Annotated in this window: 11 protein-coding genes; 4 read left to right on the forward strand and 7 right to left on the reverse strand. The window is 73.3% G+C overall.

From position 1 onward, the window contains the following. Positions 1-93 precede the first annotated feature (93 nt). The gene (gene sph, locus ACZ516_RS29010; protein ID WP_361077112.1) at positions 94-1,080 is read right to left on the reverse strand and encodes a sphingomyelin phosphodiesterase; all 987 of its coding nucleotides are present in this window, start codon (positions 1,078-1,080) and stop codon (positions 94-96) included. A gap of 355 nt (positions 1,081-1,435) precedes the next feature. Here sph and ACZ516_RS29015 point away from each other — a divergent pair, with 355 nt between their 5' ends. After that, the gene (locus tag ACZ516_RS29015; protein ID WP_469012434.1) at positions 1,436-2,182 is read left to right on the forward strand and encodes a class I SAM-dependent methyltransferase; all 747 of its coding nucleotides are present in this window, start codon (positions 1,436-1,438) and stop codon (positions 2,180-2,182) included. Here ACZ516_RS29015 and ACZ516_RS29020 read toward each other — a convergent pair. The 6 genes from ACZ516_RS29020 to ACZ516_RS29045 all read right to left on the reverse strand — a co-directional run bounded on the left by ACZ516_RS29020 (position 2,179) and on the right by ACZ516_RS29045 (position 8,689). Then, complete coding sequence (locus ACZ516_RS29020; RefSeq protein WP_469012436.1) at positions 2,179-3,228, reverse strand: cytochrome P450; 1,050 nt, start codon at positions 3,226-3,228, stop codon at positions 2,179-2,181. The two genes, ACZ516_RS29015 and ACZ516_RS29020, sit on opposite strands and share 4 nt — an antisense overlap. Positions 3,229-3,491: 263 nt before the next feature. Then, a complete protein-coding gene (locus tag ACZ516_RS29025) occupies positions 3,492-3,572 on the reverse strand; it encodes a tryptorubin family RiPP precursor (RefSeq protein WP_358586696.1) in 81 nt (26 codons plus the stop codon). A 132-nt stretch (positions 3,573-3,704) separates the two neighbouring features. Continuing rightward, a complete protein-coding gene (locus ACZ516_RS29030; protein ID WP_469012437.1) occupies positions 3,705-5,216 on the reverse strand; it encodes an ABC transporter ATP-binding protein in 1,512 nt (503 codons plus the stop codon). Positions 5,217-5,298: 82 nt separating this feature from the next. After that, positions 5,299-6,150: an ABC transporter permease gene (locus tag ACZ516_RS29035; RefSeq protein ID WP_469012440.1), complete on the reverse strand. Its 852-nt coding sequence runs from the start codon at positions 6,148-6,150 to the stop codon at positions 5,299-5,301. Next, positions 6,147-7,157: an ABC transporter permease gene (locus ACZ516_RS29040; protein WP_469012441.1), complete on the reverse strand. Its 1,011-nt coding sequence runs from the start codon at positions 7,155-7,157 to the stop codon at positions 6,147-6,149. The genes ACZ516_RS29035 and ACZ516_RS29040 overlap by 4 nt, the downstream gene beginning before the upstream one ends. Continuing rightward, positions 7,142-8,689 (reverse strand): ABC transporter substrate-binding protein, encoded by a 1,548-nt coding sequence (locus tag ACZ516_RS29045; protein WP_358586669.1) that lies wholly within the window; start codon positions 8,687-8,689, stop codon positions 7,142-7,144. The genes ACZ516_RS29040 and ACZ516_RS29045 overlap by 16 nt, the downstream gene beginning before the upstream one ends. Positions 8,690-9,008: 319 nt before the next feature. Here ACZ516_RS29045 and ACZ516_RS29050 point away from each other — a divergent pair, with 319 nt between their 5' ends. From ACZ516_RS29050 to ACZ516_RS29060, 3 genes are read left to right on the forward strand one after another with little or no spacing between them, the layout of a single operon-like run. Continuing rightward, on the forward strand, positions 9,009-10,037 hold the full coding sequence (locus ACZ516_RS29050; RefSeq protein ID WP_469012444.1) for a TauD/TfdA family dioxygenase: 1,029 nt from the start codon (positions 9,009-9,011) through the stop codon (positions 10,035-10,037). 34 nt (positions 10,038-10,071) lie between these two features. Next, entirely contained in the window at positions 10,072-11,127 is a 1,056-nt protein-coding gene (locus ACZ516_RS29055) for an ornithine cyclodeaminase family protein (protein ID WP_469012446.1), read from the forward strand. Further along, a complete protein-coding gene (locus ACZ516_RS29060) occupies positions 11,124-12,584 on the forward strand; it encodes a type III PLP-dependent enzyme domain-containing protein (protein ID WP_469012623.1) in 1,461 nt (486 codons plus the stop codon). Before ACZ516_RS29055 ends, ACZ516_RS29060 begins: the two co-directional genes overlap by 4 nt. Positions 12,585-12,621 lie beyond the last annotated feature (37 nt).

Below are 12,621 nucleotides of genomic sequence, written 5' to 3' on the forward strand. Positions count from 1 at the left end.
CAGGATCAGACGAAGGCCACCTTCATGTCTGCTGAACTGCGAAAACACCGACCAAGTTCGAGCCGCGTTCGACGCCGGACCATAAACGACAAGCTAGTACGCCGTCACGGGGTAGTGGTCCGACAGGTTCGTGTACGTGTACTGCTTGCCCCAGCTGGAGACCGTCCAGGGCGCGCTCTGCTCCTTGATCACATTGTTGTGCCAGGTGGCGGGGCGCGCGTGGCCCTTGCGGTGCAGGACGAAGTCGAGGTCCTCGCGGGGGTCGTCCGGGTAGCGCTCGGCGGCGATCGAGTTGTCCCGGGTGTCGAAGGAGTACGGGTGGCCGGTGCGGCCGTCGGCGGGGGAGAGGCCCGCGTCGGCGAGCATCGAGGCGTACTCGGGGCTGTGCGAGTCGACGTTGAAGTCGCCCGCGACGAGCACCTGTTCGCCGGCCGGGATGTGCTTGGCGTCGAGGAAGGCGTCCATCTCCTTGAACTGCTCGGCGCGGGTGGCGGCGGCCTCGCCGCTGCCGCAGCCCGGGTCGGTGGACTGGGTGTGGGTGCCGACCACGTGCGCCCGGGTGCCGTTCACGTCCAGCACGGCGTAGACGAAGCCCTTGTTGGAGTAGGAGTCGGAGCCGCAGGCGTCCTTGTAGACGTACTGCTCCTTGCGCAGGATCGGCCACTTGCTCAGGACCGTCACGCCGCCGTCCTCGGGCGCCACCGAGGAGTACGCGCCGCCGGTGGCGTCCCAGCCGCTCCTGCCTCGGCCCATCACCGGCGTCTGGTGCGGGTAGCGGCCCTTGGCGTTCGCCATCAGCGCGTCGGAGGCGGAGTTGTCGAACGCCTCCTGGAGCACGACGACGTCCTGCCCGCCGAAGAAGCCGGCCGCCGGTATGGCCTTGGCCCGGTGGTCCTGCCCCCAGTTCGGGTAGAGCGTCTTGCTGAACAGGAACGTGTTGTACGTGAGCACCTTGAGCGAGGGCGTGGCGGCGGACGCGTCGGCGGCGCTCGCGCCGGGGGCGACGGCGGCGAGCGTGGCGGCGGCGAGCACGGCGGTGATCGCCGCCGCGTGGGACCTGCGCAGCGCGGAGTGCGGCACTGAATCTCCTGTAGGCGGGGGGCTGTTGCTGCTGTTCCGGCCGGGCCGGAAGCGGCCGTGGGCACGGCGCCCGCACATCCAACCAGCTGGGATTACTTCTGGGGATACTTCGCGTGAACACACTGTTCGACTCCCTCGCGAAAGTCGCCCCGGCGGCGGCGCGCAAGGCCCCGTACGGCCACCTGACGGCGGTCCGGACGCCTCTTCGGCGCGGGGTCGGGGCATCGTGCCCGGCGGGTCGGCAAAGGCCCCTCGGGCGCCCGCCGACGACTTCCGAAGGCTCCGGCGAACAGGGCCTGACCTGGGCTTTCATCGGCCGCGCGGCCTACCATCACCCCCTAGGGAAGGGGACTTGATGGACCGTCACATCCGCACGATCGACGACGTGATGAACCTGTTGGACGGCCTGTTCGCGCCGGCGGCCGACCGCTGGACGAGCGGTGGCAGCGGCTGGTGGGACGACTTCTACGCCGACCGCGCCAGGCCCGTGCCGTTCTTCGCGGCGAAGCCGGACGAGAGCCTCGCCTCGTACGTGGAACGGGGACTGATCACGCCGGGCCGCGCGCTCGACCTCGGCTGCGGACCGGGCCGCAACGCCCTGTATCTGGCCGCGCTGGGCTTCGAGGTGGACGCCGTCGACCTCTCCCCCGCCGCCCTCGCCTGGGCCAAGGACCGCGCCCGCGAGGCGGGGGCCGAGGTGTGCTTCCACCAGGGCGACGCGTTCGCCCTGACGCGGGCCGAGTTGGCCGGACCGTACGACCTGGTGCACGACTCGGGCTGCTTCCACCATCTGCCGCCGCACCGCCGCGTCGGCTACCTCGACCTCCTGGACCGCGTCCTGGCCCCCGGCGGCCACTTCTCCCTCACCTGCTTCGCCGCCGGCGACGACGGCATGGGGTCGCGACTGCCCGACGCGGACTTCTACCGGCAGGGCGCCCTGCACGGCGGCCTGGCCTACGAGGACGGCTCCCTGCGGCGGATCTTCGGCGATCTGACGGAGGTCGAGCTGCGCCGCATGCGCGACGAGCCCGAGAACTCCGCGCACTTCGGCGAGCCGTTCCTCTGGACGGCCCTCTTCCGCCGGGACACCCCGGCTCGCTAGGCCGGTCGTACCAGTCGCACCTTGTCGACGCCGAGCAGCCCCGCGAGCGGGACCTTGGCGGTGGTCTGCCGCGGATCGACCGTCAGGCCCTCGGAGCGCAGCATGTCCAGCAGCATCCCGGCGAGCGGCATCACCATGTGCCGGCCCCAGCAGCGCTCGGAGGCGTGGCCGAAGGGCAGGTAGCCGGGGTGGTCGTCGGGGTCCAGGCCGGCCCAGCGCTCGGGGCGGAACGCGTCGGGGTCGTCCCACAGGGCCGGGTCGCGGTGGCTGAGCAGCGGCAGCACCAGGACGTCGTCGCCGGCGCCGATGCGGGCGTCGAGGGCGGGGTACTCCGGGGACGCGTTGCGCAGGACGTTCCAGGAAGGGGGCAGCAGGCGCATGGCCTCGTACAGGATGTGCTCGTTCGGGTCGTCGGCCGCGAAGGGCGCGCCGAGCCAGTAGGCACTGGCGACGAGCGTGGAGACGGTGAAGCAGACGGGCGCCGCCGCCCGCCGGTACATGCCCATCGCGTACCGCCGGTCGCTGTAGCTTGCGGCGTCGGCGGTCAGGCCCGCGATCTCGGTCCCGGGCGCGCCCGGCCGCGGCCCGCCGGGCAGCGCGGCGCCGACGGCGATGACCGTCCACGTCAGCTTGGGCGTCAGCTCCAGGGTGCGGTCCATGAGGATGCGCAGCCGGTAGGGGTCGGCGCCGAGGATCAGGTCGCGCAGGTACACGTGGCCGACGTGCGGCCACTCGCCGGTGAGGTCGACGCCGCCCGGCACGGGCGCCCGCAGGGCCGCGCGGACGTCGCGGCCGATGGCCCGCATCACGTGGGAGGCCTCGGTGCGGTGGATGGAGCGGCCGTGCAGGGGCTTGAACGTGGGGCGCTCGTGCTCGGTGGCCGGCCGGGCGGCGAGGATCCGGTCGGTCAGCTCGGGCCCGGCGACGCCCATGGTGTCGGCGTCCAGGCGGAACACGTCCGCACCGCGGTGGTCGCGCAGCAGGGCGTGGAGGCGCGGCGCGAAGACGGTGGTCCGGGTGGACCGGTCGGTACCGGAGAGGGGCATCGGTGGTCTCCAAGGGCGGGAGGCCCGTGCCCGGCGGCCGCTCGGGCGCGCCGGGCACGGGGCACTCAGAGGGACGATTCGCCGGTCCAGGGCGTGTGGCGAAAGTAGCGTCGTCCGCCCGCAGGGCGGGCCTGGCGGCGTCTGGTGCGTGCGCTCGCAAGGCGGAGGGTCGCCCCGATACTGGTGGTATCGGGGCGATCCCGACAACGCGGCGAGCGTGCGTGCCAGGCGTCGCCAGGCAGACGGGGCTTTCGCCACACGCCCTAGTACCAGTGGTACCAGGCGTATGCCTTCAGGCTCTTCTCGCCGGTGATCCTCTTCTTGAGCGAACGGACCATCTTCATGGACGTGCCTCCGGTCGTTTCCGTTGGTGCGTGACGGACTGGACGAGCGGAGCGTGCAGGGAGGCGATCAACAGGCGATCAACAGCGCGGGAGCCGCGTGAGCGGCACGTGAGCGCGCCGCGGGCCCGGGGGTCACCGGGGCAGCGGTGTCCCCGGCGCCCCCAGGATCTTCTCGGTGGCGCCGGACTCCACCGCGCGGCCCTCCGCGAGGACGAGCAGCGCGTCCGTGCGGCTCGCCACCAGCCGCAGGTCGTGGCTGATGAGCACCAGGGCCAGGCCGCGGCTCTCCCGCAGCTCTTCGAGGAGGTCCATCACCGCGCCCGCGGTCCTGTCGTCCAGGGCCGAGGTGACCTCGTCGCAGACCAGGACCTCGGGGTCGGCCGCCAACGCCCTTGCTATGGAGGCGCGTTGCCGCTGGCCGCCCGACAGCTCGTGGGGGTAGCGGTCGGCGAAGTGCGCGGGCAGACCGACGCTCTCCAGGAGTTCCAGGACGCGCCCGGGGGCCTCGGCGCGCGTGGCCCGCTCGTGCAGGCGCAGCGGGCGGCCGAGGGTGTCGCCCACGGTGCGGCTCGGGTTGAGGGTGCCGAGCGGGTCCTGCGGCACGAGCTGGAGCGCGCGGCGCTGGGCGCGGGTGCGGCCGTGGGCGGCGGGGTGCAGGCGTACGCCGTCGAGGGCGACCGTGCCCTCGGTGGGCCGGTGCAGCCCGACCACGGCACGCACCAGCGTGGTCTTGCCGGACCCGGACGCGCCGACGATGCCCGTGCTGGAGCCGGCGGTGACGCTCAGGTCGACGCCGTGCAGCACGGGCACGCAACGGCCCCGCCGGGTGAACGAGGCGCGCAGTCCAGCGACGGCGAGCTTGGGGGCGCCGTCCGGGGCGGGCCGGGTCTCGCGCGTACGGGGGCGGGGCGCGGGCAGCGGGACCGTCGGGGCCCCTTCGGCGGACAGGTCGACCACGTCGTCCGCCAGCCGCGAGACGAGGTCCGCGTCGTGGCAGGAGAGGGCGACGGCGAGGCGGTGGTGGGCCGCCAGGTGCCGCAGCAGCTCGGCGATCTCGTCCCGCACGCGTGGGTCGAGGCCGGCGGTGGGCTCGTCCAGGAGGAGGACGGCGGGGCGGCGGGCCAGCGCCCTGGCGAGGGCCACGCGGCGCTGCTGGCCGCCGGACAGCTCGCCCGTGCGGCGGTTCTCCAGGCCCTCGCCGAGGGGCAGGCGCACCTCTTCCAGTTGGGCGCGCAGCGCTTCGGGCCCCCGGTCGACGGCGACCTCGGCGATGAGGCGGCGCACCTTCATGCGGGGGTTGAGTCCGGAGCCCGGGTCCTGGCCGAGGTAGGCGAGGCGGTGGCGGCGCAGGGCGCGCAGGTCGGCCGGGCCGAGCGCCAGGGGGTCCTGGCCGAGCACCTCGACGGTGCCGGTGGTGCGCCGGGCGCCGGGCGGCAGGACCCCGGCGACGGCCCGCAGGAGGGTGGTCTTGCCGGACCCGGAGGGGCCGACGAGCGCCGTGACGCGGCCGGGCCGCACCTCCATCCCGCCGCCCGCCAGGAGGAGACGGCCGTCGTCGGCGGCGACGGTCAGCCCCTGGACGCGTACGGCCACGCCGGAGGCGGGTACGTGGCCCCCGGGGTACCAGTCGGGCATGTGGTTCACGAGGCGACCCCCCGGGTCATCGCGGTCTCTTGCGTCACCGGCGCGCTGTTCCGTCTCATGGCGTGCAGGGCGCGCTTCCGTCTCACAGCGCGGTCACCGCTTCGCGCCCGGCGCGCGGCACGAGCGCCGACGCCGCGAGGTTGACGCTCATGGCGAGCAGGCCGATGGCGAGGGAGGGCGCGAGCACCGCCCACGGGTTCAGGACGATGCCGCCGGAGTTCTCGCGGATCATGAGCGCCCAGTCGGCGGCGGGCGGCTGCGGGCCCACCTGGAGGAAGCCGGCGGTCGCCACGATGTAGACGGCGGCGACGAAGCGCAGCCCGAAGAGGGCGAGCAGGGTGGCGCGCAGGTTGGGCAGGACCTCGCGCACGACGAGGTGCCACAGGCGTTCGCCGCCGACCGCCGCGGCCTCGACGTACCCGGAGGCGGCGACCGGCGCGGCGGCGCCCGCGACCAGGCGTACGGCGTAGGGCACGCCCATCACCACGGCGGCGGCGATGACGGCGAACCGTCCGCCGCCCGGCCAGGACAGGGCGATGAGCAGGATGCCGAGGACGGCGGGCAGCAGCATGAGCACGTCGGCGCAGCGTTCGACGATCCGCCCGACGGTGGGGCGCAGCGCGCCGAGCGCGCCGAGGAGTGCGGCGGCGCCGGTCACCAGGAAGGCCACCAGCAGGGAGGTGGCGATGAGTTCGCGGCCGCCGGCGAGCAGCCGGCTCAGGACGTCGCGGCCGAGCTGGTCGCCGCCGAGCGCCGCCTTGCCGCCCGGTTCGGCGTAGGGGGCGGTGACGGGGCCGTCGATGGCGTACGGCGCGAGCCAGGGCCCGGCGAGGGCGAGGGCGACGAGCAGCAGGGCGGGCAGGACGCGCAGGACCGTCCCACGGCGCGGGAGGCGGCGTACGGCACGCTTCGGCAGGGGGTGGGGCGCGGTCATGCACGGCCTCCCGAGGCCCAGGAACGCACGAGGTCGGCGAGGAGCAGTACGCCGGTGATGACGACGCCGGTGACGGCGACGACGCCGGCGACGAGCGGGCCGTCGCGGTCGGTGACGGCGCCGGCGAGGACCGAGCCGATGCCCGGGTAGTTGAAGATGGTCTCCACCACGACGGCGCCGCCGAGCAGCATGCCGGTGGAGGTGGCGATGCCCGCCGCGACGGTGGGCAGGGCGCCGGGCAGCAGGTGGTGGGTGAAGACGCGGTGGCGCGGCAGTCCGTCGATGACGGCGCTCTGCACGTGCGGGGCCTTGGCCTCGTCGGCGAGGGCGGCGCGCACGATGCGGACGTTCCAGCCGATCTGCGGGATGGCCAGGGCGAGGACGGGCAGGATCAGCATCCGCCAGGAGGCGGGCGAGCCGTCGGCGTCGGTGAGGGTGACGGCGGGCAGCAGGTCGGTCCAGAGCGCGAAGACGAGGACGAGCGCGACGGCCACCACGAACTCGGGCAGCGCGAGGATGCCGGTGGCGCTCGCGGAGATGGCCCGGTCGGTGGCGCCGCCCGGCTTGAGCGCCGCCCAGCAGCCGAGGGCGAGCGAGGCGACGAGGGTGACCAGGAGCGCGAGGCCGCCCAGGAGCAGCGTGTTGGGCAGCGGCTTGGCGAGGATGTCGGCGATCGGCTCGCCGCGCGCGGAGGTGCCGAAGTCACCGGTGGGCAACCCGGTCATCCACTCCCAGAAGCGGGTGAGGACGGGCCGGTCGAGGCCGAGGAGTGCGCGGCGGCGGGCGAGGTCGGCGGCGCTCTCGCCGCGCTCGGAGGTGGCGTTGGCGGCGTCGCCCGGCAGGAGTTCGACGGCGACGAAGACGGTGGCGAGCAGGACGGCGAGCAGCAGCGCCCGGCGTGCGAGCAGTCCGGCGAGGCGCAGGGTCCCGGCGAGCACGGGGCCGGCGGGCCGGGGGCAAAGGCCCGCGACCCGCTCGCTCACCGTGCCGCTCAGCGGGCCAGCCATGCCCGCTCGAGCTGGACGCGTCCGTAGCCGGGCAGCTTGGGCAGGCCGTGCACGGGGGCGGCGGCCAGGTCGATGCCCTCGGCGACGCCCCACAGCAGGTAGCCGGAGTCCTCGTGCTGGATGCGCTGGAGCTTTTCGAGGGCCTTGGCGCGCGTGCCCGCGTCCTTGGCGCCGATGGACTCGCGGTAGGCGGCGTCGAATGCCGCGTTCTTCCACGCGGCCTCGTTCTGGCCCGACTTGGACTCCATGGTCTTGCTGGCGAAGAAGATCACCGAGTCGTTGGTGCCCCAGTAGGTGGTGTAGAGGTCGGCCTTGAGCCACGTCTTGTCGTAGAAGGTGGCGGACTCCTGCTTGACCACCTGGATCTTGACGCCCGCCTCGCGCACCTGGCTCGCGAAGAGCGTCGCGGACTCGGCGAGGCCGGCGATGTCCTCGGTCGTCACCAGCTTGTACGTCTTGGAGGTGTCGAAGTCCGCTTCCTTCAGCAGGGACTTGGCCTTGGCGAGGTCACGTCCGCGCTGCGGGATGCCCGAGTCGTACGCGGGGTCGCCGGTGCCCATGATGTCGTTGCCGACGGTGCCGTAGCCGGACAGCACCTGCTTGACCATGGCCTTGCGGTCGACGGCCAGGCGCAGCGCCTCGCGGACCTTGGGGTCGGCGAAGGGGCCGTCGGCCGTGCGCATGACGATCGGCATCGCCATGTCGTCGGGGCGGCGCACGACCTGGACGTCGCCGCGCTTCTCGGCGGTGCGGGCGGCGACGGCGCCGACGTTGGAGGCGAGGTCGATCTGTCCGGCGAGGAGCGCGTTGGACATGGCCTGGGGGGACTCGAAGATCTTGACCTCGATGGCGTCGAGCAGGACGTCGCCGCCGTGCCAGTGCTCGTTGCGCACGAGGCGCGCGTTGCCCGAGCGGAACCAGTCGAGCTTGAAGGGGCCGGTGCCGGGGGCCTTGCCCAGGTCCTTCTTCTCGGTGCCCTTCTTCAGCACGAAGGTGGTCAGGCGGGTGAGCGAGGGCAGTTCGGCGTTGGCGTAGTCGGAGACGAGGACGACGGTGTCCTTGCCCTCGGCCTTGATGTTCTCGGCCTTGATGCCGGGCAGCCGGGAGGCGCCGGAGGGGGTGGCACGCAGCCGCTTGAGCGACCAGACGACGTCGTCGGCGGTGACGGGGGAGCCGTCGTGGAACGTGGCCCCCTCCGCGATCTTGAAGCGCCAGGTCTTCAGGTCGGCGGAGGGTTTCCAACTGGCGGCCAGACGCGGGGCGGTGTTGTCCTTGGCGCCGGGTGCGGTGAGGGTGTCGTACACCAGGGCGATGATGAGGTAGTCGCTCTCGTTGGCCTGGGTGCCGTGCGGGTCCCGGGTGATGGCCGAGGCCCGGCCGAGGGCGCCGACGCGCAGCGTGCCGCCCTTGCGGGGCTTGCCGTCGCCGCCCGCCTCGGACGACGTGTCACCGTCCCCGGAGCACGCGGTGAGCAGCGTCGCCGTACCCAATGCTCCGCCGGCCCACAGCACTTGGCGCCTGGTGATGTCCACGTACGTCCTCGTTCCAGTTCAGAGCGGTATGTCGATGCGCAGGGCGGGACACCGGCCGAATCAAAGGTCGATTCGCAGGTCGAAGCCGATACGATCGGATAATCTTAGGGTTGCCTATCCTAATGGCACCCGTGTGCGCAACCCGGCGCACGCTGCCAAGTGCGCCCCCGGACTCGTCACTTGCCGGACGGAAGGCGACTGCTCCACTTCCCGGTCTAAGGTTTGCCTTACCTAAGTTTACTGCTAGCGTTCGGCCCGTCACCGGTGATCGCCCGCCCGGATTCCTCCACCAACTCGACGGAAACGGACTTATCTCGCGATGAGCACGGCAGCAGACGCACCAGTCCGCCAGCTGGACCCCCACTCCGTGGGCGAGCTCCGCACCGCGGCCCGGAAGATTCTCGACGAATTCGGCACATCCGCGACATCTCCCCGCCTCCTGGAGCGAGTTGAGCAGTCCGTGGCCGGATTCGGCGACACTCTGCGTCACCACTGCCGGCCCGTCGACACCGATGACGGCCTCTTCGTCCTGCGCGGCCTCGACGTCGACGACGCCGAGATCGGCCCGACCCCGCCCGGCTGGGCCCACGCCGGTGACCGCGGCGCACTCCACGACATCGTGCTGCTGCTGCTCGCCGGCGTGATGGGCGACCCCATCGCCTGGCAGGGCCAGCAGGACGGCCGGTTCGTGCACAACATCGTGCCCTCGCCCGGCCACGAGTCCGAACAGACGGGCGCCAGCAGCACCGTGCTCCTCAGCCCGCACACCGAGGACGCCTTCCACCCCGGCCGCGCCCACCTGCTGATGCTGGGCTGCATGCGCAACCACGACCGCATCGCGACCACCGCGGCCAGCATCCGCAAGGTCCGGCTCAGTGAGCGGGACGTGGAGCTGCTCTCCCGGCCCGTCCTGCCGATCCTGCCCGACGACGCCTACGCCGAGGCCCAGGGATACGCCGACGCCGCTCCCCCGCCGGTGCCCACCCTGTTCGCCGCCGAGGACGGGCTCACACTCCGCTTCGACCCCGCGTACACGCCGGTGGACGACGCCGACGAGGAGTACCGGGCCGCGTACCGGCGCCTGGCGGACGAACTGGCCCGGGTCTCCGTGGCGGTGAGCCTGGAGCCGGGCGAGGTCCTCGTCGTCGACAACGACCTGGTCGTGCACGGCAGGGTGCCCTTCAAGGCCCGCTACGACGGCACCGATCGCTGGCTCAAGCGGGCCTCGGTGCGGGTGCCCGGACGGCGTCGGCGCCCCTCGGCCGAGGCCGACGAGCACGGTTACGGTCAGGCGGCGTTGGAGGCGTTCGGCCGCGGCCCGGTCGCGCTCGCAGCGCACGCCGGCTGAACGCGCCCCCCACGCACCGGAAGGAAAAGACACCATGACCGGCACCACCTCCCCCGGCCCCGGCGCCTCGGCCGGCCCCGAAAGCCCCGCCGGAAGCCGAATATCCGGCGACGACCAGCACCTGCGCATCCTGTCGACCAGCGACCTCGCCGGCCTCGACATCTCCCTGGCCGACGTGATCTCCACCGTCGAGGGCGCCTACCGCACCCTGCACGCCGGGGAGTCGGACAACCCGCGCAAGCTGACCGTCAAGCCCAAGGACGGGCACTCCGTCTCCTACGCGATGCTCGGCCGTGACGGCTCCCGCGACGTCGTCGCCATCAAGACCTCGTACAAGCACGGCCTCGACAAGGGCCGCGAGGAGCAGCACTACTACACCTCGCTCACGATCTACGACGACGTGACCGGGCTGCCGGTGGCGATGATGGACTGCGCCCGCATCGGCTCGCTGCGCACCCCGGCCGTCTCCGCGCTGCTCGCCCGCGAGCTGGCCGCGCCCGGCGCCCGCAGCGCGCTCGTCGTCGGAACGGGCACACAGGGGCGGCTCGCGCTGCCGTTCCTGCTGACCGCCCTGCCGGGTCTGGAGCGGCTGATGCTCTCCGGTACGCACCCCGAGGGCATCCAGGCGGTACGCGACGAGCTGCGCCGGCACTTCCCCGACCGCGAGGTGGAACTGGTCGAGGACCTGCGCGCCGCCGCCGGGGACGCCGACGTCGTCGTCGCCACCGCGGGCGGCCACACCCCCGCGGCGATCGAGGCCGACTGGCTGAAGCCGGGCGCCCTGTCCGTCCTGGTCGGCCACGGCCTCGCGCCCTCGACCCTGCACCGGGCCGACCGCGTCATCGCCACCAGCGAGGCGCAGATGAACGTCACCGGCACGGACATGGCCGACACCGAGGGCAAACTGCCCCCGGTGGACGCGGAGTTCCCCCCGGTGATCGCGGGCGCGGCGGCGGGCCGGACGGGCCCAGCGGAGCGGATCTTCGCGTACAACAGCGGCCTCGTCGTCACGGACATCGCCCTGGGCCACCGCTTCGCCCAGCTCGCGCTGGAGCAGGGTCTGGGCCACGAGGTGGCGCTGTGGCGCTGAGCGGGACCGACGGGGCGAGCGCGGCGGCCTGCTCCGCGCGCCTGCCCGCGCTGCCCGACCCCGGCACCGACGCCGTGCTGGCCAGTGGGCTCGCGCGGGAACTCTCCTACGCCTTCGGGGGCCCCTTCCACTTCCTGCTCCCCGACGCCTTCGACGCCAACCTCCGCGCCATGCGGGAGGCGTTGGCGGAGGCGGGGGTCGCCGGGTTCGTGTACTACGCGAAGAAGGCCAACAAGGCCGCCGTGTGGGTCGAGCGGTGCGCGGCTCTCGGCGCGGGCGTCGACGTCGCCTCCCTCGGCGAGCTGCGCGAGGCGCTCGGCCACGGCGTGCCCGGGGAGCACCTGATGGTGACGGGTCCCGCCAAGGGGCATGACCTGCTGCGCCTCGCGGTGCGCCAGGGCGCGCTGATCGCCGTGGACGCCCTGGACGAACTCGACGCGGTGCTGGGCCTGGTGAGCGGTGGCGGCACCGAGCGGGTGGCGCGCCCCGCGCGCGTGCTGCTGCGCGTCCTGCCCCCCGGCCAGCCGCACAGCCGCTTCGGTCTCGACGAGGCCGAGCTGGCGACCGCCATGGAGCGCTGCGCGCGGGCCGGCGAGGCCGCCCTGCGCATGGAGGGCTTCAGCTTCCACCTCTCCGGATACGACATCGCGGCCCGCGCCGAGCTGGCCGCCTCGCTCGCGGAACTCTGCCTGAAGGCACGGGCGTCGGGCCTGCGGGCCGATCGCGTCAGTGTGGGCGGCGGGCTGCCGATCAGCTACGTCGGCGCCGACGACTGGAAGGCCTTCCTCGCCGCACGGCACGACGGGCACTTCCACGCGGGCAAGTCCTTCGCGGACGGCGACTTCTACCCGTACCACTCGCCCCTCGCGGGCGCGGACGCGCTGCGGGCGCTACTGGCCCATCGGACGGACGGGCGCCGACTCGCGGACGTACTGCGGGACTTGGACGTACGACTGCTGCTCGAACCGGGTCGGGCGCTGCTCGACCGGGCGGGCGGGACGGTGTTCCGCGTGCAGGGCGTCAAGGAGCGGCCGGGCTACCGGCTGCTGACCGTGGACGGGACCAGCCTGAGCCTGTCGGAGCAGTGGTTCGCCAGCGAGTACCTGCCGGACCCGGTGCTGGTACCGGGCCTCGGCGACGGGCTCGCGGAGGCCGGAACCGGCGGGACTGGGGCGGGAATTGGCGGGGCTGAGGTGGCTACCGGCGGCGCGGACGAGACGTACCCCGCCAGCGTCGGCGCCGCGACCTGCCTGGAGTCGGACATGCTCACCTGGCGCAAGATCCCCTTCCCGCGGCGGCCCCGCGTCGGCGACCTGCTGGTCTACCCCAACACGGCGGGCTACCAGATGGACTCCAACGAATCCCCCTTCCACGACCTGCCGCTGCCGCCCAAGGTCGTGGTCGACCGCACCGAACTGCCGCGCCCGCGCTGGCGGTTGGACCGCCACTTCACCTGACGCCGCCCCCGCCCCCGCCCCCCTCTCTACAGGAGCA

Source organism: Streptomyces sp. NPDC034037, from assembly GCF_055575715.1.